This is a genomic window from Photobacterium piscicola (assembly GCF_900166965.1).
Lineage (GTDB): Bacteria > Pseudomonadota > Gammaproteobacteria > Enterobacterales > Vibrionaceae > Photobacterium > Photobacterium piscicola.
The window spans coordinates 240,329-264,340 of sequence record NZ_FUZI01000001.1 but is presented as its reverse complement, the minus strand read 5'-3'; the positions used below and the strand labels follow the sequence as shown (position 1 = coordinate 264,340).

22 protein-coding genes are annotated in these 24,012 nt (G+C 39.0%); 13 read left to right on the top strand and 9 right to left on the bottom strand.

Annotated elements, in window-relative coordinates:
• Nucleotides 1-218: 218 nt before the first annotated feature.
• From CZ809_RS01215 to CZ809_RS01200, 4 genes are all read left to right on the top strand, one after another.
• On the top strand, nucleotides 219-935 hold the full coding sequence (locus CZ809_RS01215; RefSeq protein ID WP_235865755.1) for a LuxR family transcriptional regulator: 717 nt from the start codon (nucleotides 219-221) through the stop codon (nucleotides 933-935).
• Nucleotides 936-1,035: 100 nt separating this feature from the next.
• Nucleotides 1,036-2,472 carry an amidohydrolase family protein gene (locus CZ809_RS01210; RefSeq protein WP_080155627.1) on the top strand — a complete coding sequence of 479 codons (1,437 nt, stop codon included), beginning with the start codon at nucleotides 1,036-1,038 and terminating at the stop codon, nucleotides 2,470-2,472.
• Nucleotides 2,473-2,684: 212 nt separating this feature from the next.
• On the top strand, nucleotides 2,685-4,610 hold the full coding sequence (locus tag CZ809_RS01205) for a RecQ family ATP-dependent DNA helicase (RefSeq protein ID WP_080155626.1): 1,926 nt from the start codon (nucleotides 2,685-2,687) through the stop codon (nucleotides 4,608-4,610).
• A 126-nt stretch (nucleotides 4,611-4,736) separates the two neighbouring features.
• On the top strand, nucleotides 4,737-5,036 hold the full coding sequence (locus tag CZ809_RS01200) for a DUF406 family protein (RefSeq protein WP_080155625.1): 300 nt from the start codon (nucleotides 4,737-4,739) through the stop codon (nucleotides 5,034-5,036).
• A gap of 97 nt (nucleotides 5,037-5,133) precedes the next feature.
• On the opposite strand, the gene CZ809_RS01195 is transcribed toward CZ809_RS01200, so the two are convergent.
• From CZ809_RS01195 to CZ809_RS01170, 6 genes are all read right to left on the bottom strand, one after another.
• A complete protein-coding gene (locus tag CZ809_RS01195) occupies nucleotides 5,134-5,436 on the bottom strand; it encodes a DUF1496 domain-containing protein (RefSeq protein ID WP_080155624.1) in 303 nt (100 codons plus the stop codon).
• 65 nt (nucleotides 5,437-5,501) lie between these two features.
• Nucleotides 5,502-5,906, bottom strand: coding sequence for a DUF4332 domain-containing protein (locus CZ809_RS01190; protein WP_080155623.1), 405 nt, complete (start codon nucleotides 5,904-5,906; stop codon nucleotides 5,502-5,504).
• Nucleotides 5,907-6,099: 193 nt separating this feature from the next.
• Complete coding sequence (phaC, locus tag CZ809_RS01185) at nucleotides 6,100-7,881, bottom strand: class I poly(R)-hydroxyalkanoic acid synthase (protein ID WP_080155622.1); 1,782 nt, start codon at nucleotides 7,879-7,881, stop codon at nucleotides 6,100-6,102.
• A 114-nt stretch (nucleotides 7,882-7,995) separates the two neighbouring features.
• Nucleotides 7,996-8,346: a phasin family protein gene (locus CZ809_RS01180; protein WP_080155621.1), complete on the bottom strand. Its 351-nt coding sequence runs from the start codon at nucleotides 8,344-8,346 to the stop codon at nucleotides 7,996-7,998.
• 74 nt (nucleotides 8,347-8,420) lie between these two features.
• Entirely contained in the window at nucleotides 8,421-9,626 is a 1,206-nt protein-coding gene (locus tag CZ809_RS01175) for an acetyl-CoA C-acetyltransferase (protein WP_080155620.1), read from the bottom strand.
• Nucleotides 9,627-9,684: 58 nt separating this feature from the next.
• A complete protein-coding gene (locus CZ809_RS01170; RefSeq protein ID WP_080155619.1) occupies nucleotides 9,685-10,425 on the bottom strand; it encodes an SDR family oxidoreductase in 741 nt (246 codons plus the stop codon).
• A 692-nt stretch (nucleotides 10,426-11,117) separates the two neighbouring features.
• Between CZ809_RS01170 and CZ809_RS01165 the strand changes: the two genes are divergently transcribed.
• From CZ809_RS01165 to sstT, 7 genes are all read left to right on the top strand, one after another.
• Nucleotides 11,118-12,074, top strand: a complete 957-nt coding sequence (locus CZ809_RS01165) for an AAA family ATPase (RefSeq protein ID WP_080155618.1) — start codon at nucleotides 11,118-11,120, stop codon at nucleotides 12,072-12,074.
• Complete coding sequence (locus CZ809_RS01160) at nucleotides 12,071-13,021, top strand: DUF58 domain-containing protein (RefSeq protein ID WP_080155617.1); 951 nt, start codon at nucleotides 12,071-12,073, stop codon at nucleotides 13,019-13,021. Before CZ809_RS01165 ends, CZ809_RS01160 begins: the two co-directional genes overlap by 4 nt.
• The gene (locus CZ809_RS01155) at nucleotides 13,021-13,545 is read left to right on the top strand and encodes a DUF4381 domain-containing protein (protein WP_080155616.1); all 525 of its coding nucleotides are present in this window, start codon (nucleotides 13,021-13,023) and stop codon (nucleotides 13,543-13,545) included. The genes CZ809_RS01160 and CZ809_RS01155 overlap by 1 nt, the downstream gene beginning before the upstream one ends.
• Entirely contained in the window at nucleotides 13,538-14,503 is a 966-nt protein-coding gene (locus CZ809_RS01150) for a vWA domain-containing protein (RefSeq protein ID WP_080155615.1), read from the top strand. Before CZ809_RS01155 ends, CZ809_RS01150 begins: the two co-directional genes overlap by 8 nt.
• On the top strand, nucleotides 14,496-16,730 hold the full coding sequence (locus CZ809_RS01145) for a VWA domain-containing protein (RefSeq protein ID WP_080155614.1): 2,235 nt from the start codon (nucleotides 14,496-14,498) through the stop codon (nucleotides 16,728-16,730). Before CZ809_RS01150 ends, CZ809_RS01145 begins: the two co-directional genes overlap by 8 nt.
• 14 nt (nucleotides 16,731-16,744) lie before the next feature.
• Nucleotides 16,745-18,418 (top strand): BatD family protein, encoded by a 1,674-nt coding sequence (locus CZ809_RS01140; RefSeq protein ID WP_080155613.1) that lies wholly within the window; start codon nucleotides 16,745-16,747, stop codon nucleotides 18,416-18,418.
• A gap of 400 nt (nucleotides 18,419-18,818) precedes the next feature.
• On the top strand, nucleotides 18,819-20,060 hold the full coding sequence (sstT, locus tag CZ809_RS01135; protein WP_080155612.1) for a serine/threonine transporter SstT: 1,242 nt from the start codon (nucleotides 18,819-18,821) through the stop codon (nucleotides 20,058-20,060).
• A gap of 92 nt (nucleotides 20,061-20,152) precedes the next feature.
• Here sstT and CZ809_RS01130 read toward each other — a convergent pair whose 3' ends face one another.
• Nucleotides 20,153-20,470 carry a hypothetical protein gene (locus CZ809_RS01130; RefSeq protein WP_080155611.1) on the bottom strand — a complete coding sequence of 106 codons (318 nt, stop codon included), beginning with the start codon at nucleotides 20,468-20,470 and terminating at the stop codon, nucleotides 20,153-20,155.
• Between the two features lie 296 nt (nucleotides 20,471-20,766).
• On the opposite strand from CZ809_RS01130, the gene CZ809_RS01125 reads away from it, so the two are divergent.
• Together CZ809_RS01125 and CZ809_RS01120 are read left to right on the top strand one after the other, a co-directional pair.
• Nucleotides 20,767-21,090, top strand: a complete 324-nt coding sequence (locus tag CZ809_RS01125) for a hypothetical protein (protein ID WP_080155610.1) — start codon at nucleotides 20,767-20,769, stop codon at nucleotides 21,088-21,090.
• Between the two features lie 26 nt (nucleotides 21,091-21,116).
• Nucleotides 21,117-22,289 carry a cation:proton antiporter domain-containing protein gene (locus tag CZ809_RS01120; protein ID WP_080155609.1) on the top strand — a complete coding sequence of 391 codons (1,173 nt, stop codon included), beginning with the start codon at nucleotides 21,117-21,119 and terminating at the stop codon, nucleotides 22,287-22,289.
• A 105-nt stretch (nucleotides 22,290-22,394) separates the two neighbouring features.
• Here the strand turns inward: CZ809_RS01120 and CZ809_RS01115 are convergent, their stop codons facing one another.
• Both CZ809_RS01115 and CZ809_RS01110 read right to left on the bottom strand, forming a co-directional pair.
• Entirely contained in the window at nucleotides 22,395-23,618 is a 1,224-nt protein-coding gene (locus CZ809_RS01115) for an HlyD family secretion protein (RefSeq protein ID WP_080155608.1), read from the bottom strand.
• Nucleotide 23,619: 1 nt separating this feature from the next.
• Entirely contained in the window at nucleotides 23,620-23,973 is a 354-nt protein-coding gene (locus tag CZ809_RS01110) for an MFS transporter (RefSeq protein ID WP_080155607.1), read from the bottom strand.
• Nucleotides 23,974-24,012: the final 39 nt, after the last annotated feature.

Genomic DNA, 24,012 nt, shown 5'->3' with positions numbered 1-24,012 from the left:
CCATACGCATAAAACAACTAGAGATAAAAACAAATTTCTATCAATATATTACTTATCCTGTTACTTAAAATATAATAAAACAATATTTCATTTCTTATTTTGTGGTTATTTCTTTACTAGTCGAATATTATATGTTTTTAATAGCATTACTATATATAGAGATATTTATTCCACCAACAAATATTACTATTGAAATAATTTATTGATAGAATGGTCCTGTGAATATTAATCAATCAACATACTTATCTGTACTTATTCACATGCTATCGTCATCTCCTTATCCTGCTGGGTTAAAAACGAAAGATGGTATTTTTGAATATGCCAATGATGCCTATCGTAACCTTGTTAATGCCCCACTTGAAATGAAGGGATTAAAGGATAGTGACTTACCATGTGATACCGCTGCATTTAGCGACGTTTTTATTGAGCAAGATAAATTATCATTGACGCACAATAAAACCATAATAACGATAGATGTGCACAACTACGCTAATGGTGTTGATGCATATATATTTACCAAACAACCCGTGATTATTAATGGTGTTCCTTGGGGGATTCAATTTACAGCAAATAAAGTAAGAGATTTAATAAATATGACGTCGTTTGTTGAGGTTATTGCTACTGATAAATCTCATTTATCTTTCCATACAACGCGGCCTTTAGCACCACAATTAACGTCATCTCAAGAAATTGTCTTATTTTGGTTATTACGTGGACGACAAACAAAACAAATAGCACAACTTATTCATCGAACGCCCAAAGCTGTTGAAAAACAAATAGCCAATTTAATCTCTCGATTTTCTGACTATGGTATTTCCAGTCGTGCAGGATTAATAGAATATGCACGTGGGAATGGTTGGTTATCATTAATACCAACACAATTATTTAAAATCCCCATGTCTCTTATTATCAACCATGATGAGCAAAGCGATTAAGTTCACAAAAACTACCGTAACTTAAGCAAAGGATTGTTTAGTTACATTAATCTGCACTTATAATCTCACCAATTTTCTCGCTGCTTATCATTGGTCATTTATGCGTATAAAAATCAGTTTAATAACAACGTTACTTCTTATTGCTGGATGTGGTTCATCATCATCAGTTGCCCCCCATTCTCAAGCGAGCTTAATCATTAAAAATGGTCAAGTCATCACCATGAATGGTCAAAAACAACTGATTGAAAATGGTGTGGTCGTTATCAATAACGACACCATTGTAGCCGTTGGTGATCAATCATTATTATCTCAATATACCGCTATTCGTATCATTGATGCACAAAACGGGATTGTAATGCCGGGAATGGTTAATACTCATAACCATTTACCAATGATTGCTTTTCGAGGCTTAGGTGAAGAAGGCATTGAAAATCGATTATTTGCTTATTTCTTTCCTCTTGAAGGTAAAAAACTCAGTCGAGACCTCATTTATCAAGCCACTCGTCTTGGCGCAGTTGACCTTGCACAAAGCGGTGTCACAACTTTTGCTGACATGTACTACCATGTTGATGAAATGGCCAAAGCAACCAAGGAAGTCGGCCTACGGGCAGTTTTAGGTGAAACTGTGATCAAATTCCCTGTGGTGGATGCAAAACAACCCTATGGCGGGCTTGAATACGCGCAGAAATTTATTGCTGAATACAAACAAGATCCCCTGATCACTCCAGCCTTTGCACCTCATGCAGCTTATACTGTTTCAAAGCAAAAATTACAGCAAATTAATGCACTCTCGAAGCAATTAGATGTTCCAGTATTAATCCATGTGGGTGAATTTGGTAATGAAGCTGCGCGTATTAATGACAATCCTAAACAACTTAGCCCAGTAGCATGGCTTAAAGACATCGGAGTGCTTGATCAACGAATGGTATTGGCGCATGCAATTCATGTTGACCAAACCGATCTCGATCTCATCAAACAATCAGGTGCAGGCATCGCTTATAACCCAATGGCAAACGCCAAAGGTGCGACAGGCATTGCTCCTGCATGGAAAATGTATCAACAGCGCATTCCAATGGGGTTAGGGACTGATGGGCCAATGAGCTCTAACCAAGTTGATTTATGGCGCACACTGAGTTATGCCGCCAATATGCAACGTTTAAAACATAATGACCGTACTATTATGATCCCAGAGCAGGTAATTGAACTCGCAACCATAGGTGGTGCTCGTGCACTGCATATGGACGATAAAATTGGTTCACTCGAAGTGGGCAAAAAAGCCGATGTTATTATTGTTGAAACCCAATCGGCTAATATGATGCCCAATTACAATCCTTATGCCACCTTGGTTTATCAAGCCAATCCAAGCAATGTCACAACGACAATCGTCAATGGTAACCTTGTGATGGAACAGCGCCAAATGGTGAACGTCGATACAACAGATATCACTCGTCATATTCGTGCTATCGAAACGGATATTGCGGCATTTGCTAAAGAGTTGTCAAAGAAAGCAATTACATCACCAAGTCTGATGAAATAAGCAATATCCTCTCGACTCATTTATCCAGATACAGTATGTAAGTGACGCTAATCACTTACATACTCAACAATTTTTAATGCAACAATGAATCGGCTTGGTTTTAAATGAGAATAACCGCATCAGAAATAACGTAACTTTCGTTGTGCTTTTTATCTTTCCGTAAATCAATACGGTATGATAGCGGCTAATCAATGGTTAGCGGGTATTAAGACATGTATCACCAAACACTTAAAAAATATTTTGGCTTTGATTCTTTACGTTTAGGGCAAGAAGAAGTAATTACCCGCGTTCTTAGTGGTCATTCAGCTGCCGCTATATTTCCAACGGGATCTGGAAAATCATTATGTTATCAATTACCCGCGATTGAATTACCCCATCTTACGTTGGTCATTTCACCATTATTAGCCTTAATGAAAGATCAACTTGATTTTTTAGCTACGAAAGGGATTCCTGCCGCATCCATTGATTCCAGCCAAACATGGCAACAAACTCAGCAAGTCATGCAACAAATTCGTCAAGGCGAAATTAAAGTATTAATGATTTCAGTAGAACGTCTCAAAAACGAACGCTTTCGTCACTTTATTGGTCAAATTCCAATTTCATTATTAGTCGTCGATGAAGCACACTGTATTTCAGAATGGGGCCACAATTTCCGTCCCGACTACCTGAAATTGCCACACTACCAACAGGCCTTAAACATTCCTCAAGTGTTATTACTTACCGCAACAGCAACCCCTGCCGTAATTCAAGATATGCAGGACAAATTTGCCATTGCTAAAGATAATATTATCGTGACGGGTTTTTACCGAAATAACCTTGATTTAACCGTATTAGCGGCAGACGAAGACGAGAAAATAGATACCCTTAAACATCAACTTTCTCAACGTAATAATGAACCTTCTATTGTCTATGTCACCTTACAACACACAGCAGAGCAAGTGGCTGATGCGCTTACTCGTAGTCACTTTCCAGCCCAAGCCTACCATGCGGGAATGGATTCAGATCGCCGCCATAGCATTCAACAACAATTTATGAATGGGGAAATTAATTGTATTGTGGCAACCATTGCTTTTGGTATGGGGATTGATAAGTCCAATATTCGTCAAGTGATTCATTTTGATTTGCCCAAATCAATTGAGAATTACAGCCAAGAAATTGGTCGAGCAGGACGTGATGGTGAAGTGTCACAATGTACAGTTATCGCGAATAAATCAGGACTCAATGTTTTAGAAAACTTTGTCTTTGGGGATACGCCAGATCGCAGTGCTATTGCGTATATTCTGCGTGAAATACAAGCCCAAGATCAACAATGGGAAATCATGAGTGGCCGTTTGTCTAAAGACAGTAATATTCGTTTATTGCCACTTAAAACATTATTAGTCTATCTTGAAATCCGCCAAATTATTGAACCGATGTTTACTTATTTCGCAGATTATCGTTACAAAATGAATATTTCTCAGTATGAAATAGCCCAACGCTTTCAAGGTGAGCGCCGACAATTTATTGAAACAATTTTTGCGTGTTCGCCTAAAGCGCGAGTATGGCATACATTGGATATGGATGCGTTATGGCAAGGCTATCAAGTCGATAGAAAGCGAGTGGTGGCAGCCATTGACTATTTAAACGAACAAGGTTGGATCACCCTTGAAAGTAAACAAATGACCGATGTGTATCGCATAAATCAACACCATTTTGATATTGAGGTAGAAACAGAAGCCCTTTACCAATTATTTCAGCAAAAAGAGCACAGTGAAATTAATCGTATTGAAAATATGATTGCCTTTTTTGAAAGTAAAAGTTGTTTAAGTCATAAACTAGCCAGCTATTTCGCCGATCATCATGCACCAAAACAATGCGGTCATTGTTCTGTTTGCCGAGGTAAAACCATCACCTTACCAGCATTACCAACACTACCAGAGATTACCGATCAACAAATAACAATATGGGCTGATAGCTTTATTCAACGAAATGACAGTGCGCCATCTATGGCAGCCATCACTCGTTTTTTACATGGCATGAGCACGCCTCTCAATAGTAAAATAAAAGCAAAACAGCTTGAAGGATTTGGCGTATTAGAAGCTTATCCATTTCAACAAACTTTCGATCATATTTGCCGCTTATACCATGGCAACTGTTGAATAAATAGCCATTAATTTATTTGGTTTGATGCTTTAATAGCTAAAAACTGACTTTTCATATTAATCAATGGCGATCTGGCTCGCATCGCTTTAAAATACAAAAACTAACTAATAGGAAGTAAAGTTATGACTACAGAAAAAGAAGAATACCAACCTTGTGATGCTTGTGGTGTTTCAGCAGAAATGGGCTTTATGATCAAAGAACATGATGATGTTGCCGATGTGCATGTATTTGCAAATGGTAAAAAAGCATTAGAATTAGAACTTGCGAACTACCTAACGCTAGCAAAACAAGTTAATGCTAACTTTAAAGTAGAAACAACGCCTGTTGATGAAACAAGTACAGAATTAACAGCACGCATCCAATTTGAATGCAGTGCTGAAAAGTTAATTTTTGAACTTAAAAGCCGCTCTCTAGCGAAATAATTTATCAAATAGGCAACTTGCCGCCTTGATAATCAATGAAGCCAGTAAACAGTCGTATGATGTTATTACTACAGCATACAATCTGATACTGGCTTTATTATTTATTCTCTACTGATGTTACAGGCAACGATTGGCGTACCACCCATTTTAATGGTCCGTTTAGCTCAACCTCTTGTGCAGGGCGACATTCCAATACAATATTATCGGTGGTGATAATAGCCCCGAGTGAGTACCCTTTTCCAGCATATAAACAATGACGTTGCGGTAATGTATTTAGCTGAAGTTCAGTAACAGGTTGAATGACTGGCATATTATCAGTGCTATATTGCTTAGCATGACCCATCGTAATAAAACTACTACATCCAATAATCACCAACCATTTCAGCCTAAAAAAATACATACGCAATCCTTCTATGCAACTATTTATACCCGCTACTCATTACAATCATTCACACGAAAGCTCGATTAATACTCAATGGCACGGGGTAATAATTTTGCTTGTTTAACCCAATCTTCTACCGCAGAAAGTGATGGCAGTTGGCGAACTAACGCTTTAGCCTCATTCACCTCAACCATTTTAGTATGTAAATTATCAGCATTTCGTTGTGCCAGTTCAGGCACAGTATCAACCCCTGATGATTCTAATAAATCAGCATACTGAGTACTGATCCCTTTAATACGTGATAAATCAGCACGATTAAGCCATTTTAAAATAAGTTTACCGCTGATTGCTGTTTTTTCAGCTAATATTTTACGACCACTGGGTTTTGCGCCTAACACTAACAGCTGTTCAATGGTGGTTACATCTATCGTGGCTAACTTTGCTGCGTAAGTTTCACCAATTCCTTCCACACTAACAAGCTTTGTCATAATGGTTCCTACTCTTTTTTAGTTATACCTATTTGAAAAATATAGCCAATAAAACTAAAAATACCGCATCACCTGTCAACAAAAAGCAATCTAAATCAAATTAATCAAAAGAAAACTATTACTATCATAATGTTAATAAATAACAGATAAAAAAAAGCCCAGAATAATCTGGGCTTCAAAAATAGTGATGCGATTAAGATTCAGAAAGTGGTAAGACTTGCTTCACGTAATCACCTGGCGCTACGTATAATGGTGCGTATGTTTCGCTACCAATTGCTCGTGGTGATACTTGCTCAGCAGGGCTAAATTCTGTTAGCCAGCCATTCCAGTGTGTCCACCAAGAACCGTCTTCACGCTTTGCTCCTGCTAGCCAAACTTCGGCATTTTCTTCGTTGCTATCATTAACCCAGAAGCCATATTTATTCTTCTGAGGATGGTTAACAATACCTGCAATATGGCCAGACTCACCTAATACAAATGTTGATTTACCACCTAATTGCTTAGCACCACGGTATGTACCTTGCCATAAAGCAATATGATCTTCTTGTGTAGAGATAAAGTATGTAGGCACTTTAATCTTACTTAGATCAATATACACACCACCAACTTTATAACCTTTGTTTTCGACTAATTTATTATCTAAATAGAATTGACGTAGTAGAGTATTGTGGCATTTAGCCGCAACGTTAGTACTATCACCATTCCAATAAAGTAAATCAAAATCAATTAAGCTATTGCCTTTCAAATAGTTATTAACGTAATAGTTCCAGTACAAACTATTTTCACGTAATAAACTGAAAGTCACACTTAGCGAACGTCCATCCATATAACCATTTGCATTATTTTGAGCTTCAATCGCCGTAATAATTGGATCATTGATATAAGCACCAATTTCACCTGGCTGAGAGAAATCTAATAATGTAGTAAAGAATGTCGCTGATTTAATACGATTACGCATTCGCTTCGCAGCATAATATGCTAGTGTGATTGCCAATAACGTTCCACCAATACAATAACCAACAGTATTGATGTGTTTTTGGCCGGTAATATCTTCTACCGCATCAACCGCTTTAACAACACCATCTAAGACATAATTATCAAAATCAATATCTTTCATTGATGCATCTGGATTACGCCAAGACATCATAAATACGGTATGGCCTTGCTCAAGAAGCCAGCGAACCATTGAATTATGATCACGCAAATCAAGGATATAGTATTTATTAATAAATGGCGGCACTATCAACAATGGTGTTTTATGTACAGCTTCAGTTAATGGTTTATATTGAATTAACTCAAATAATTCATTTTTAAAAACCACTTCACCTTCAGTTTTGGCAATAGTTACGCCAAGTTCAAATGCACTATCATTCGTCATTCGAATTTTTAGTACATCAGCGCTGCTCTGTAAATCTTCTTGTAACAGTTCCATCCCTTTAATCAAATTCTCACCGTTTGTTTCAACAGTCAATTTGGCTAATTCAGGATTGGTTGTTACAAAATTAGTTGGTGACAGTGCGTTGATGGCTTGACGAGAGAAATAGCCTAAGCGTTCTTTCGCTTTATCATCGACACCTTCAATTGAATCAATTGTTTCACGCATTGTATTACTGAATAGTAAATATGATTGCTTAATATAATTATAAAAAGCTTCATTTTCCCATGCAGGATCGCTAAAACGTTTGTCATCTTTTGCTGGCTTAATAAAGGCGCTTTCTGCTGTCGTATTACCGATTGCAACATTCTGCCAAATCTTAACTTGATTTTCCCACCAATCCATTTGGACTTTAGCTAAAGCACCGGGCTGAGCTGCTGCTTTTCCAAAAAATTCAGTGGCATCTTCCAAGTTAACATCATTAAGTGCTTTAGTTACTGGGGTATTCATGGCTGCCTTGCCGGAGTCTAACTCCTTCCACCATAACTGGTTCATATCTTGGAGCTTGGCAAAGTAGTCCGAAAAGAAGTGATTGTTCATAACAAAAACCCTGTACTTGGACTAAGTAATCAGCCATATAATCATCTTATATGGCTGATTGGTATAAGTATCAGATAATCAGACTGCTATTAATGCAGCCTGATTTACCGTTACTTAAATGGCAGGTGTTGCTTGTTTAACGTTGTCAGCAACAAACTCTTCAACTTCTGTTTTAAAGCTTTGCGCTACAGAAGAGAACTTATTGCTATCGTCTAAAAGCTGCTGAGAAAGCTTAGTTAGTGTCTCAAGCTGTTGGCTATTAAATGCTGTTAGCGATTGAATATCTTTTACTTCGCTAACAGCTTTAAGTTGCTTCAGACCAAGATCGCTGTAAGCGCGAACAGCTGACAATTGAAGCTCAGTTAGTTGCTCAACATTTTTAGCAAATACTTTGTTGAATTTTGCGTATGGTGCTAGTGTTTTTTCTGTTTGCTCAGAAAAAGATTTAAACATTTCCGTATACATAGAACATTCCTCATTGATAGTAATAAAGTGTGACTCTATAAGCAGTATCACACTGATTGTATTAGTTTATTTACTTACACACGTTTTAAAATAACTGCAGTACCCATGCCACCACCGACACATAATGTTGCCATGCCGTATTTATCATCACGACGACACATTTCATGCAGTAAGCTAACAAGAATACGGCTACCAGATGCACCAAGAGGGTGACCTAGTGCAATTGCACCACCATTTACGTTCGCACGCTCAACTAAATCTTCCACTTTAGTGCCAGTTTCTTTAGCAACTTCGTGGAATACGCCTAATGCTTGACCAGCAAAGGCTTCATTAAATTCAAGAAGATCAATATCTTCAATTGAAAGATTTGCTTTTTCTAATGCTTTAAGTACTGCAGGAACCGGACCTAAACCCATAATTTCGGGCGCAACACCCGCTTGGGCGTAGCTTTCAACTTCAGCTAATGGTGTTAAGTTATATTTAGCTACAGCAGCTTCAGATGCCACAATAATTGCACTGGCACCATCATTAATACCAGACGCATTACCTGCTGTTACTGAACCATCACGGTTAAAAGCAGGACGTAATTTAGCCAGATCTTCAATCGTAGCATTTGCTTTTGGATATTCATCAGTATCAACAACAATAGTCTCACGACGGCTAACCACTTCTACAGGGCAGATTTCAGCAACAAAACGTCCTTGTTCAATAGCAGCAACGGCCTTTTGCTGACTCGCGAGTGCAAAGTTATCTTGCTGCTCACGCGTTAAACCAACTTTAGCAACCACATTTTCAGCCGTTACACCCATATGGTAATTATTGAAAACATCCGTTAAACCGTCAGCAATCAAAAGATCTGTTAGCTCAAGGTTACCCATTTTTTGTCCATCACGAATCTTTGCTGATGCACAAAATGGAATTTGTGACATATTTTCAGCACCCGCAGCAACCACTAGGTCGGCATCACCCGCTTTGATATGTGCAGCAGCATCCATCAATGCTTTCATGCCACTACCACAAACCATATTGAGTGAGTACGCTGGCACTTCATTGGGTAAGCCCGCATAAATAGCAGCTTGACGACCAGGTCCCATACCTTGACCTGCTCCAACGACGTTACCTAAAATAACTTCATCAATCGCATCAACAGGAACATTGATTTGCGCTAGTGCACCTTTAATTGCAACCGCACCAAGTTGTGCTGCAGAAACTGATTTTAACGCACCATTAAAACTACCGATTGGGGTACGTTTTGCGGCAACAATGTATACCTTAGCCATATTTTGCATCCTTTCTATAATATGATTTATTATTTTGTCTTTGTTATAACAGGCACTATTAGTGCATGTATAAACCGCCATTTACTGACAATGTTTCGCCAGTAATATATGCCGCTGCATCACTTGCTAAAAAGACAACCGCTGCCGCAACTTCTTGAGGTTGCGCTAAGCGTTTCATTGGAATTTCTGCTTTAATTGATTCAAGTACTTCAGGTTTAATTGCTTCTACCATTGCTGTGCCTGTATACCCAGGAGCAATCGCATTCACAGTAACACCAGCACGTGCACCTTCAGCCGCTAGCGCTTTAGTAAAACCAATCATGCCAGCTTTAGCTGCTGAGTAATTTGTTTGACCAAACTGGCCTTTAAGACCATTAACAGAGGTAATGTTAATAATGCGCGCATTACCGTGTTGGCACATAGAATCAAACAAAGGTTGAGTCACATTAAATAAGCTGTTGAGGTTAGTGTTGATCACTTCATTCCATTGTTCAGCGGTCATACGCTTAAACGTGGTATCTTTCGTGATGCCCGCATTATTAACTAACACATCAAGATGACCTTCTTGTTCTAATAATGCAGTGAGTGATTCTTTACAGAAAGCAGTATCAGTTACATCTAATGGAAATAATTTCACTGACTCATTGGAGTAATTATTTTCTTTAAACCACTCTTTAGCTGACTGTTCACTTTTAGGGTGATGAGCCGCTATAACACGAAAGCCAGCATCAACTAAGGCCTGAGTAATTGAAGATCCAATACCGCCTTTAGCGCCAGTCACTAATGCTACTTTTTTCATTTCTAAGGCTCCTTCCTTTGATCTTATCGTATTTATTTAAATGATTTTTTAAGCATGCTGTCAGTCACGTGCAATTACATTTTGTTATCATTGTTTTGACAACGAATTAAATATAACACTCGTTAATTACAAACATATTGCATATGCCAAATATAACAACACAGATGCATATCCATAGCAAGTAAAGGAGTTAACATTTTTTAAACCACGAACCCTGTTTATTAACAATTAAATCAGTAGTAAGTAATTTTAATATTTTCATTAACATTAAAATTATCTATAAAACACATATAAAATCCAAACAAACAACTAATTTTCAAAAGGTTGAGATAATATCAAAAAAATCATCAAACACCACATTGTTAAGTAAATGTTAACCACAAGTTCAATAAACAAGGCTCAATAAACAATGGTGGTCAGATGACATTTTTAGAAGGTAACGATTGCTATTTTTTTATCATTTTCATAAATGTTACAAAAAAGTCACAAAATTACAGTTTATGAACTAAGTGTTAAATTTATAAAAATTGTCGAAATATGATTAATCATGCGCATTATTTGTTTAACACCTCGCTTTTTATAATTATATAATTCATCAATAACAGAATTAAGTCTGAACTTTATCCTGTTTTAGTAGTCCGAGAAAAAACTGTTTCATCGTCAGTATTTTGAATACCAAAGGAAATATTTGTATGCTCGCTAGTACATTCAAACGTCTAAATGATTACCTTCAAAGTCAAGTTATCGGCCAGCCTAATTTAGTAAAACAGCTTTTAATTGCTTTACTCGCCGACGGTCATATTCTTGTTGAAGGTCCCCCAGGATTGGCAAAGACTCGTGCAGTAAAAGTATTGTCAGATTGTATTGAAGGTGACTTCCATCGCATCCAATTCACGCCTGACTTATTACCTTCAGATTTAACTGGCACTGACATTTTTCGTCCTGAAACAGCTGAATTTACCTTTCAACCTGGCCCTATTTTCAATTCATTAGTACTTGCTGATGAAATTAACCGGGCGCCAGCCAAAGTGCAGGCAGCAATGCTAGAAGCGATGGCTGAAAAACAAATTACAGCGGGTCGCAACACTTATCCTCTACCCGAATTATTTTTGGTGATGGCAACACAAAACCCAATCGAGCAAGAAGGAACGTACCCACTACCAGAAGCACAACTAGATCGCTTTCTACTACAACTAAATGTTGATTACCCTAATGCAGAAAGTGAACTTGAAATTCTCCGCCTTAATCGTGGCGAAGCGTTGGGTATAGAAAAAACAGAACCGGTTCGAATTAGCCAAAATGATATTTTTGCAGCACGAAAAGAAATCTTAAATATCCATATGGCAGATGATGTTGAGCACTATATTATTCGTTTAGTGATGGCGACACGTGAACCACATCGCTTTAATGAGCAGCTACAGGCATGGCTACAAATGGGCGTCAGTCCACGTGCAACCTTGGCTCTCGATCGCTGTGCGCGTGCTCATGCTTGGCTTTGTGGTCGTGATTTCGTCACACCAGAAGATGTTCAGACAATGGCTTATCCCGTATTACGCCATCGTTTACTGCTAAGCTATGAAGCACAAGCAGAAGGTATTGCAGCAGATCGTGTTGTTGAAACACTTATTTCGCAGGTTGCTAGCTTATGAAAACTACACACATCAACGTAGCGCTGCCACCCCATAGCGATGGCGTCAATGTGTGTCTAGCAGAGCTACTGCAATATAAAAATCAAGCGGTAAGATGGCTGGCACCTGCCAAAAGTATTTGGTCACAACTCAATGGCCACCATCAAAGCCGTCATAAAGGGCGTGGCATGAACTTCTCTGAAGTACGCCCTTACCAAGCGGGTGATGATATTCGCTCTATTGACTGGCGAGTAACTGCGCGTACAGGAAAAACACACACCAAGTTATTTACTGAGGAACGTGAACAGCCGATTATGCTATTTATAGACCTCAGCAATAGCATGCAATTTGGCTCGCAATTACTTCTCAAATCAGTACAAGCTGCACATTTTGCGAGTTTATTAAGCTGGCTCGCTATTGATGAACAAGATCGTATTGGTGCTATTATTTACGATGGAATTAATACCATAGAGTGTAAACCTACAGCGCGCCAACGTGGGCCTTTGCAAATTATTAACGCATTAATTTCAGCTCAACATGATGCCTTACAAGCAGGAAACAGCACTAAGCATGATGGTTTTTCAACTGCACTTAAACGGTTACATTATCTCTGCCCTAAAGGCAGTGAGATTATTATTATCAGTGATTTTTATACGTTAAAAGCCACTGACAAACGACGTTTAAGCCAACTTCGACAGCATAATCGTATCCAATTTGTTCAAATTCATGATCCACTCGAACAAGGACAAACACAATTCCGTGGCTATGAGCATGTTACTGATAATCAACAATCAGCATGGCTGGATTTCTCCGCTAAAAAAACACGAGACTCACTCAGTCAACAATATCAAACCCATCAGTATTTTATTCATGAAATGGCGACATCACTTGCTATACCATTACATACTCTCTCAGCGGCACAACCGCTATTGCAGCAGCTTGGCGCTCATTCTCAAGGAATAAGGTAATGACACAACTTACCCCCCCAGCATTACCATTGGCGGATATTCATCTTCACACCGAGCCGAGCTTTTGGCCTCTTGCTTGGGGATGGTGGGCAGTAATTATTGTCAGCCTTATTCTTATAAGCCTCGTAAGTTATCGCTTTCGATCTCGCCATCATCATCTTGCCGCGAAAAAAGAAGCACTCAGCATCTTAAAAACCTATCGCTTTGATGATGGTGTTACAGCAGTTAATACACTGCTAAAACAAGCCGCATTAAGCTATTTTCCACGAACAGTTATTGCTCCTTTAACGGGAATGCAATGGCTCACCTTTCTTGATCAACAGTTACCACTTAAATACCGTGGTTTTGTTGATCAACAATCATCGTGGCAGCAAGGGCTTTTTTCCTCGACACCATTAACAGAACCGCAATTTAATGATTGCCAGCAGCAGGCATTACTGTGGCTACAACATGCCTTGCCCGCGAAATCCAATGATCATAGTAATACCTCAATGATGATCACTAAGGAGTCATCCAATGTTTGAATTTGTATGGCTATGGGCATGGGCCTTATTGCCATTAGCTTGGCTAGTTTATCGATTCAGTAAACCCGTTGCACAACCTGCGGCCATCCATTTACCTCAGTTACCGCAAGGCGTTGGCCAAAAACAGCCCAGTTCTATTATTCGAAAACTATTAATGACCTTAGTATGGGTAAGCCTTGTGTGTGCGATAGCCCGACCAGTATGGTATGGCGACCCAATAGAAATTAAACCAGAACACCGAGATATGCTACTGGCTGTCGATCTTTCAGGATCAATGGCGATCCCTGATATGGTAACGAAAGATGGTCAAAGTATTGATCGACTCACAGCAGTTAAACATGTATTGGCTGATTTTATTGCTAAACGAAAAGGTGATCGTATTGGACTGGTCGTCTTTGCTGATCATGGCTACTTACAAACACCATTAACCTTTGATCGCAAAACCGTTGAACAACAACTTAATCGCACCGTACTGGGATTAATTGGCCAAAGTACTGCAATTGGTGAAGGGCTAGGGGTTGCAACAAAAACCTTTATCGACAGTAAAGCACCACAGCGGGTCATTATTTTACTCAGCGATGGTGGCAATACGTCAGGTGTTATCGATCCGATTGAAGCGGCTAAACTGGCACAAGAAAGCCATGTTAAAATTTATACCGTCGGTGTTGGTGCTGATAAAATGATCCAAAAAGGCTTCTTTGGCGATCGTGTTGTCAATCCGTCATCTGATCTGGATGAAAAAACATTAAGTAAGATTGCCGAAATGACGGGTGGTGAATATTTCCGTGCGCGAAATCCACAACAGTTAGAAAAAATTTACGATGTGATCAATAAACTTCAACCCGTTAATAATGCTCAACAAACGTGGCGACCACGTGATGAGCTATTCCGTTATCCATTAGCGTTAGCATTGCTTTTATCCGTTATCATCGCTTTCATGAGGAAACGTCATGGCTGATTTTACCTTTATGCACCCATTGTGGTTTGCTGCATTCATTCCCTTGATCATTGTTCTGCCATGGTTAAAAGGTAAAGCGCAGCATTCAGGCTTAATTGCACCCCACCTTGCGCAAAAATTGGGTTTAACACAACAACAGCCAAAAATATGGCCTATAGCTTTATTAGCATTAGGTTGGCTTATTGCGGTTGTTGCTATGGCAGGACCTAGCTGGCAAAAAGTAAAACTGCCAGCTTATAACCTTAGTGGCGCACGAGTGCTCGTGATGAATATGTCACAATCAATGTATGCCACGGATATAAAACCTAATCGCTTAACCCAAGAAAGATTTAAAGCTTTAGATATGTTACCGAGCTGGAAAGAAGGCAGCACTGGTTTAGTCGCTTTTGCGGGCGATGGCTATGAAGTTAGCCCACTCACCACTGACAGCAGTACGTTACGTAATTTAATTCCAAGCTTATCACCCGATGTTATGCCTATTGCGGGAAATAATGCTGCCACAGGTATTGCTGAAGCGATCAGGCTACTGAAACAAGCGGGTCATAACACTGGTGATATTATTTTAATGACCGATGGAATGACAAAGGCTATCGCTAAGCAGGCATTAGCCGATCTCAAAGGTACTCACTATCGCGTTTCTATTCTGGCAATGGGAACCGTTGCAGGTGCTCCAATTCAACTTCCTGATGGCAGTTTATTATCAGAAAATGGCACACCGGTGATCAGTAAAATTGATATCAATACACTGATGTCAATTACTGACAGCACTGGAGGCATATTACAAATGGCACAAACAACCGATAATGATGTTAATGCTATTGCTAACTTCACAGCAAAACCATTAGATAATGGTAAAAAAGGCCATGAAAAAGAGCTGCAAGAACGTCTAAATGGCGGTTTCTGGTTAATTATTCCATTACTATTATTGGCGCTATTGGGCTTTCGTCGCGGTATTGTTTTAGCTGCAATGTTTATTATAGTGCCCATCGACCATGCTCAAGCAAGTCCATGGACAAACACTAACCGCCAAGCATATGAAACATTTACTGATGGTAATTATAAACAAGCAGCTCAAGATTTTACGTCACCACAATGGAAAGGCATTGCTGAATATAAAGCCAAGCAGTATGAACAAGCGATAGAGACATTAAAGCCGTTACAAGATCCAACCTCACAATATAATCTTGGTAATGCTTATGCTCAAAAAGGTGATTATAAACAAGCAGCAGCAACTTATGAAAAGCTGTTAAAACAACAACCTGACTTTGCTGATGCTAAAAAAAATCTAGCTATTGTTGAGCAAGCTGAAAAGCAGAAACAACAGCAAAAAAACAAGCAGGAAAACAAGCAACAATCAGGAGAAAAAGGTCAACAAGGTCAACAAGGTCAACAAGGCAATAAAGACCAACAGCAGCAACAAGGTCAGCAAGGCAATAAAGACCAGCAGCAACAACAAGGTCAGCAAGGCAATAAAGACCAACAGCAACAACAAGGTCAGCAAGGCAATAAAGACCAACAGCAGCAACAAGGTCAGCAAGGTAATAAAGACCAACAGCAACAACAAGGTCAGCAAGGCAATAAAGACCAACAGCAACAACAAGGTCAGCAAGGCAATAAAGACCAACAGCAGCAACAAGGTCAGCAAGGCAATAAAGACCAACAGCAACAACAAAGTCAGCAAGGTAATAAAGACCAACAGCAGCAACAAGGTCAGCAAGGCAATAAAGACCAACAGCAACAACAAAGTCAGCAAGGTAATAAAGACCAACAGCAGCAACAAGGTCAGCAAGGACAACAAGGACAACAAGGACAACAAGGACAACAAGGACAACAAGGACAACAAGGACAAGACAGTACACAACAACAGGCTGGAAAAGAAGAAAAACAACCGTCAATGAGTGCGGCAGAAAAGAAACAGCAAGCTGAACACAATGCAAAACAAGCACTAAGCCAACAGGCTCAACAGGCTCAACAGGCTCAACAGGCTCAACAGGCTCAACAGAAAAATAAGCAACAAAAACAAGATGGTAAAGTTCAGCAACCATCAGCGATAACGATGCAGCAAGGCAAACCAAATGGTGATCAGCAACAAGTACTTTCAGTTAGTAATCCTATATTGAAAAAACTTGAGCAAGTACCTAACGATACAGCGGAGTTAATTCGAGCCCAATTAATGTTGCAAGCACAGCAAAGAGCCGAGCAGCAACAAAGTAATAAATCATGGTAATAGAGAAAATGAACATGTCACTAAATCAAATAAATTGGGCTAAAAAATGCCGCTCTCCATGGTTATTACTTTTAACCATGTTTGTAGCACTCTTACCCCTGCAAGCAATGGCGGCACAAGCAGAAGCGACAGTATCGAAAAATGTTGTTGCTGTTAATCAAGTATTTCAATTGACCGTATCAGTTGATACTGCGATCAACCCTAACAGTGTCGACTTTAGTATATTAAGCCCTGACTTTGCTTATGGCCAACCCAGCGTCAGTAGCTCAACATCATTAATAAACGGCGCAATGTCACGCAATACTACTTGGACACTGGCCCTAGCTGCGAAAAAGGTTGGAACTGCGACTATACCGGCCTTTAAAATTGGTAGTTCTCAAACAACACCAATTACGATTAGTGTTCTAAAAGGCAGTCAAAAAAATAATACCGCGGTATCAAATCAAACCAATGTTCGAGTGACAGCTGAAATCGACAAAAATACACTTTATGTTGGTGAAAGTATTAATTACCGCGTGAAGATTGTAATCGGTGAGCAACTATCTCAAGCCTCATTGAGTGCACCATCAGGTGACGGCCTAGTAGTGTCACAAGTGGGTCAAGATGCTCAAAATAATATTGTCCAAAATGGCCGCCGTTATTTAGTCATCACTCGTAACTACCAACTGACAGCAGAAAAAGCGGGTAAGATCATTATTCACGGTTCGAAGTTCAGTGGTGATGCTGTACGTGGCGCAAATGGTTTTAGCTCAGGCATTACCGTTCCTGTAAATGAAGATGCTCGAGATATCACCATCAACATAAAGCCTAAACCAACAGATTACAAAGGGTTATGGTTACCAACCCCTGACTTACAGCTGCAACAAACATGGCAGCCACAGGTTTCAAATAGCAATGACGTAACCACTAAAGTTGGCGAACCCATCACCCGCACTATTACTTTGCGAATTAAAGATGTAGCTCAAAGTAATATGCCAAATGTAAACCTGACTTACCCTGAAACTGTACGTATTTATAATGAAAAACCTGAATATCGTACTGAGAATGGTTACAGTGTTATGACGTTAAAACAAGTCATCATTCCTCGTCAAACAGGCAAAGTAACACTACCATCGCTAACCATTAATTGGTGGAACACAACCACAGAAAAACAACAACGAAGTGAAATTAAAGGGTTAATTTTAAATGTTATTGCTGATCCAACCGCAAATAACCAATTTTCACCACCAGCAGCAATAACGCCGCCCGCAGCAACAATACATTCAACAAAAGCCATCACTACCGCGGAGATCTGGCCATGGACAACACTGACCTTTGCTCTATTGTGGTTAATTACTCTCGTATTATTCATTAAAAAGCGTCAGCAACCTGTTGTCACAACAACCGTAACAGCGGCACAAACAACAGATCTAATATCAATACTTGAAGCTGCCATTAACGCCAATGAGCCGATTAAAGTACAGACTTATTATCAACAATGGCGTCAACAGCAATACACAACATTAATGGCTCAACCACCGCTATTACAGCAACTTGATCATGAAGTACAAGCAATGATGGCAGCCCATTATTCAGCATCAAATAACAGCTGGAATAAGCAAACATTGTTAGCATTATTAAACCAAGCAAAGCAACTTACAGTAATAAAATGTACCTCTATGACCTTATCTAGCTTAGACCCTAAATAAGCGTCATTTAAAAATATGAGGCTATTTTAATAGCCTCTCTAAAACGCCTAATATTAATTACCACATAAGTGGAAATAATTAATTTTGGGCGTTTTGCTTTATGTAACTAAATGTAAAACAACACAACATTAGCAACTACCTTCTTTAAAAATATATTTAACAATCAAGCAACAATTAACCATCTCACTTTAATTCATATTTTTTATTTACGTGACACATGCCAATAAAAACACTCATATTGATACTAAATTGTGACATGGACGTAATAATAATTGTTAAAAAACAGCAATAACTATGCTTATCAAAAGAAGGCTGGCTATTTTAAACAGATCCTGTTAAAAAATGTTTCTGTTACAAAATATAAAACTTAAACACAACAATAAAAAATGCAGGATAAACTATGAGTCAATCACAACCCTTTCTTGCCAGAGTCGCTAATGGCAGTCTAGTAATACAAATATTAGTGGGGATTATCGCCGGTGTTGCTTTAGCCGTCTTTTTTCCATCATCAGCATCAAGCGTAAGCTTTTTAGGCGGACTATTTGTTGCCGCATTAAAAGCAGTTGCGCCAATCTTAGTGTTTATTTTGGTCGCCTCATCGATTGCGAATCAAAAAAAAGGCACTCATACCAATATGAAGCCAATAATTTTTCTTTATTTATTAGGAACATTATTAGCCGCTTTTACCGCTGTAGCAATGAGCTTCCTTTTTCCTACCACTTTGACGCTTGTTACTAACACGACCTCTATTGCACCACCTGAAGGTATTGCTGAAGTTATTAATTCACTATTTTTTAAAATCGTGGATAACCCAATTAATGCATTAATGACAGGTAACTTTATTGGTATTTTGGCATGGGCGATTGCATTAGGCTTTTCATTACACCAAGCGAGTGATGCTACTAAACAGGTTTTTCAAGACATGTCTGATGGCGTAACATTAATTGTGCGCTTTATTATTCGTCTTGCTCCTATTGGTATTTTTGGTCTTGTCGCGCATACCTTTGCTCAAACAGGCTTTAATGCATTATTAGGCTATGCTCATCTACTTGCGGTATTGCTTGGTTCAATGGTAATTATTGCATTAGTTGTTAACCCGCTTATTGTATTTGTAAAAACCAAAACCAACCCTTACCCACTGGTATTTCGTTGTTTACGTGAGAGTGGTATTACCGCCTTCTTTACTCGTAGTTCAGCAGCCAATATTCCAGTTAATATGAAATTATGTAAGGATCTGGATCTGCACGAAGACACCTATTCAGTTTCTATTCCTTTAGGTGCAACCATTAATATGGGTGGCGCAGCTATTACAATCACCGTGTTAACGTTAGCAGCAGTGCATACGTTAGGTATTGAAGTGGATCTTGCAACAGCGGTATTACTCAGTGTTGTTGCTGCAGTATCAGCATGTGGGGCATCAGGTGTTGCAGGTGGCTCACTATTACTTATTCCACTTGCGGCAAGTTTATTTGGCATTCCAAATGAAGTTGCGATGCAAGTTGTTGCTGTCGGCTTTATTATTGGTGTAATTCAAGACTCAGCAGAAACAGCATTGAACAGTTCAACAGATGTAGTCTTTACCGCAGCTGCATGTTTAGCCGCTGAGCGTAAACAAGCAAAAGTACGCCTACAAAAATCATAAGTACGTTGCTAACAATATAAAAACACAACATTAAAAATGCGGCTATCACGCACATGATAGCCGCATTATTTTATCCATCATCTTCGTTGTAATTAGTAGATATTAGTCGCTTTACGAATAGCGTTATTTGAACGATGAATTAAACTATTCACCGCTCTTCTTTTCTTCTTTTTCACTGCACGTCCCACACTTTTCTCAGCATAGGTACCATCTTTAAGTTCTGTCATGGTTCTTTGCGTGTTGTCATATTTATTTTGTGAACGCCTAATAGTACGTTGGGTTCCATTAATTGTATTTTCAATATGAGAAAGCTGATTATCAAGCCGATTAATTACATCATCAGCATGCACAGTTATAGACGTTGCTAATAATGCAACTAAGGGAATAATGCGAAGTGTTTTGTGTACCATAGCGTGTTTCTCTCAATTGAAAATTCATTCTTATTGTACAAATCTTACCTACAAAAACACTGATTTAAGACTAAAATGTAATAATAAATTCCAAAAAGGCCGCCATTATTACATTTTTATACATAATCAAATCGTTATTCGAAAAAAATAAGCAAATATCGAAACTAAAATATTGATGAAAAGATCTAATGACGATGATTGAATTATTTAGTTGGTAAGTATGTGTATTCGCCCGATAAAATCGAATGATATAGACAAACGTTACCCCTATTAACATCAATAAAGAGGGCGTCGTCATGACAACTATCACAGCACATAATATGGGCTATATCATTGCGAAATCCGCAGTTACGAAAGCAAGTAAGCAACTCTCTGCTGCGGGTTATTTTACAGATATATACTGTATGGATCGTCGATTTAGGTTAGTGATCGCTAACGATAAACAATTGCCATATGAATATGCTATCCACTTTATTCCCAGTGTTGATGGTGATGAAACACACCTCGAAGTGTTTATCAAAAATGATCAGAAACGCTATTTTGTTGATGATTTTTCAGAACCTGAACTTATTGAAGATATTATTAATCATTACCAACGTTACAATCGCTGCGAGTTCTAACGTTATAATAAAACTATAGGGGTCATATGCTTGAAAACCTAACCAGCATGATCACTGAGCTCTGTAGTATTATTATTATCACGGCTATTTTCAGTAGTCTTTTTCTCTATACTCGCCAACCTATTATTCTCGCTTACATTTTTACCGGTATTATCATCGGCCCTTATGGATTTCAGCTAGTCACCGATGCCACCAGCATTAGTCAAATGGGACATCTTGGGGTCATTCTATTGCTGTTTATTTTAGGCCTAAATTTACAACCTCTTCGCTTACTGCATTTATTTAAACAAAGTGCGGTGATCACACTGATCAGCTGTTTATTATTTTTTATTAGCGGCTTTTTATTTGCATTAATCATTAATCTTTCCGTTACGGATGCTCTCATTACTGCTGCGGCAATGATGTTTTCAAGTACTGTAATAGGCCTTAAACTGATTCCAACCACCACCCTTCACCATTTACGTATGGGTGAAGTGATGACCAGTATTTTGCTAATGCAAGATATTATCGCGATCAGTGTATTATTATTGTTTAATATCAACACCGAGCATAATATTTGTCTCAGTTTGAGTTTATTAGTCATCAAGCTGATCGCTATCATTCTTAGTGCTTATTTAGCGGTAAAATACGTTATGTTGCCATTATTAAAGCGCTTTGATGTTATTCAGGAATATAGCTTTATCGCAACACTTGCATGGTGTTTTTTCTGGGCATTACTCTGCAATAGTATTGGTTTATCTTACGAGACAGGGGCTTTTATCGCGGGTATTACTCTGGCAGTCAGTCCGGTGTCGCAAGCGATTGCCGTTCATCTAAAACCATTACGTGAATTTTTTCTGATCTTATTTTTCTTTGCCATTGGCGCAAAAATCAACTTATGGGACAGTAATATTTATACCGTTTTGGGGGTCGTTTTTGGTATTTGTCTGATCCGCATAAAAGCATGGGGATTTAAAATCGCATTAACCTTAGCCCACGAAGATCAAATAGAAAGTGTCGAACTTCGTGCTCGTTTAAGTCAAGCCAGTGAATTTTCACTTTTGTTAGTTTATGCCGCCATAGCGCAAGGTTTACTATCAGAACAAGGTAAAACTTTTATCGAAACCGTTACTATTACCACATTTGTTATTTCAACCTATTGGGTTGTACGCCGTTACCCAACGCCGATTTCAATGGTTAATAACCTGCGTCAAGATTAGCTGATTTACTCACATCTCATCATTTTATAAAAAAACCTGCCACGATATAAACCGTGGCAGGTGAACCGGTATACAACGACTATTATTATAATAATTTACAACCGTTTACATTGACCAAACATAGAAAACCTGTGCTTTCATTCGAATGATAATGCCACGAATAACGTCCAGAAAACCAAGGAAACTAATGGGTTTTTCAGCGCTGACCCAAGCTAATCCAACAGAGCCAACTGGAATATCATAACCATCTGTTTCATAAAGTTTTAAACGTACAAAATGGTGCTTATTGGCGATATTTGCACCCGTCGTTTGACGAACATTGGTTTCACGTCCAATCAAATTACCTTGTGATTCCCCCGTTGCCTCAACAATACCTTCAACTTCCGCCGCAAAGACTTTTCCAGGGTAAACAGCAGAAGCAAATTCAGCCATCTGCCCTGGTTTTACATTTCGAATGGCTTGATGATTGACTCGCATTAATACATATTTTTCATCGGTATACATTTGGATACGCGGAACAGAGCCAACATATTGACCTTCACGCATAATGAAATTGGTGACAAAACCATCTGCAGGCGCATAAACCTTAGTATTGTCGAGATCCCACTGAGCTTTAGCGACATTTTCTTTCGCTGTGATCACATCAACATCACGACTGTTAAAGGTTAACTCGGCTTTTTCTATTCCTAACTGCGCTTTTTTAACTGCAATATGGGCTTTTTCTATTTGTGAATCCAACATAATCTGTTGTGATTTAGCCACATCAACCGCAGTGCGTTGTTCATCTAACATGCTTGCAGTGACGGTATGTTTAACAACATTGTTTTGCTTTACATAACGGGCAAGCATCGTACTTTTTAAACGGTGATCTGCGGTGGCTGCGGATAACTGTTTTGTTGCGATATCAATATCTTTCACCGCTGCGGTCTTTGAGGCTTGCGCCATTGCAATATCTTGTTGCGCCATATCACGAGCAACTTTTGCGGCATCAAGGCTAGCATGTGCTTTATTAAGCGCAATAACGTACGGTTCAGAGTCAAGCTCATACACTAATTGGCCTTGGGTTACTTTGCTGTTGGGTTCCACATAAATAGCTTTTACACGACCATTGATTGATGTGGATGCAGGACGCAACTGCACATGCGGCGATTGAACGAGTGAGCCGCCAGATAAATCCATTGGCGCATAAGTAATTAAACCAAACCATACAAAGACTAACCAACTGCCACCACCAACATATGCAAAAGCTTGAGTGAATTTATTCCATGGCATGCCCACTAAACGCAATAAATAAATAAACAGCGCCCAAACAGCTAAACCTTCCAACATACTACTTCTCCTCTGTATCTGTAGTCATAGCATCTGTAGACGTAGCAGGCGCGACAGGTAAGCGATCACCATGCCAAATATCACGCAAGCGACACAGGGCTTTTTCCCCATCAACAAATGCAATAATGACTGCCAACACCCATACCCAATGCCACACAAAACCAATCCATGTTAGGGCGGTTATTAAGCCTATTTGGTGATGCTCTTTCGTCGATGCTTTATGAATAGGTAATTCGTGTATTTTCCAAAAACCAATCGCAACAGCAGCAATGGTTGCAATTAATACTACCCCCGCAAACACACTTAATACTGTGTCTACATTGGTATCGACAAAGGGCATACTCAGTAAGCTCATCCACACTCTCCGGTTCAAAACTAAAATAGTTAACAAGCA

Coding starts and splice junctions, on each gene's coding strand:
- CZ809_RS01125 (WP_080155610.1), top strand. CDS start 20,767: ATGACAACTATCACAGCACATAATATGGGCTATATCATTGCGAAATCC.
- CZ809_RS01180 (WP_080155621.1), bottom strand. CDS start 8,346: ATGTATACGGAAATGTTTAAATCTTTTTCTGAGCAAACAGAAAAAACA.
- CZ809_RS01175 (WP_080155620.1), bottom strand. CDS start 9,626: ATGGCTAAGGTATACATTGTTGCCGCAAAACGTACCCCAATCGGTAGT.
- CZ809_RS01160 (WP_080155617.1), top strand. CDS start 12,071: ATGAAAACTACACACATCAACGTAGCGCTGCCACCCCATAGCGATGGC.
- CZ809_RS01165 (WP_080155618.1), top strand. CDS start 11,118: ATGCTCGCTAGTACATTCAAACGTCTAAATGATTACCTTCAAAGTCAA.
- CZ809_RS01120 (WP_080155609.1), top strand. CDS start 21,117: ATGCTTGAAAACCTAACCAGCATGATCACTGAGCTCTGTAGTATTATT.
- CZ809_RS01155 (WP_080155616.1), top strand. CDS start 13,021: ATGACACAACTTACCCCCCCAGCATTACCATTGGCGGATATTCATCTT.
- phaC (WP_080155622.1), bottom strand. CDS start 7,881: ATGAACAATCACTTCTTTTCGGACTACTTTGCCAAGCTCCAAGATATG.
- CZ809_RS01200 (WP_080155625.1), top strand. CDS start 4,737: ATGACTACAGAAAAAGAAGAATACCAACCTTGTGATGCTTGTGGTGTT.
- CZ809_RS01170 (WP_080155619.1), bottom strand. CDS start 10,425: ATGAAAAAAGTAGCATTAGTGACTGGCGCTAAAGGCGGTATTGGATCT.
- CZ809_RS01140 (WP_080155613.1), top strand. CDS start 16,745: ATGTCACTAAATCAAATAAATTGGGCTAAAAAATGCCGCTCTCCATGG.
- CZ809_RS01115 (WP_080155608.1), bottom strand. CDS start 23,618: ATGTTGGAAGGTTTAGCTGTTTGGGCGCTGTTTATTTATTTATTGCGT.
- CZ809_RS01150 (WP_080155615.1), top strand. CDS start 13,538: ATGTTTGAATTTGTATGGCTATGGGCATGGGCCTTATTGCCATTAGCT.
- CZ809_RS01130 (WP_080155611.1), bottom strand. CDS start 20,470: ATGGTACACAAAACACTTCGCATTATTCCCTTAGTTGCATTATTAGCA.
- CZ809_RS01190 (WP_080155623.1), bottom strand. CDS start 5,906: ATGACAAAGCTTGTTAGTGTGGAAGGAATTGGTGAAACTTACGCAGCA.
- CZ809_RS01205 (WP_080155626.1), top strand. CDS start 2,685: ATGTATCACCAAACACTTAAAAAATATTTTGGCTTTGATTCTTTACGT.
- CZ809_RS01110 (WP_080155607.1), bottom strand. CDS start 23,973: ATGAGCTTACTGAGTATGCCCTTTGTCGATACCAATGTAGACACAGTA.
- CZ809_RS01145 (WP_080155614.1), top strand. CDS start 14,496: ATGGCTGATTTTACCTTTATGCACCCATTGTGGTTTGCTGCATTCATT.
- sstT (WP_080155612.1), top strand. CDS start 18,819: ATGAGTCAATCACAACCCTTTCTTGCCAGAGTCGCTAATGGCAGTCTA.
- CZ809_RS01195 (WP_080155624.1), bottom strand. CDS start 5,436: ATGTATTTTTTTAGGCTGAAATGGTTGGTGATTATTGGATGTAGTAGT.
- CZ809_RS01210 (WP_080155627.1), top strand. CDS start 1,036: ATGCGTATAAAAATCAGTTTAATAACAACGTTACTTCTTATTGCTGGA.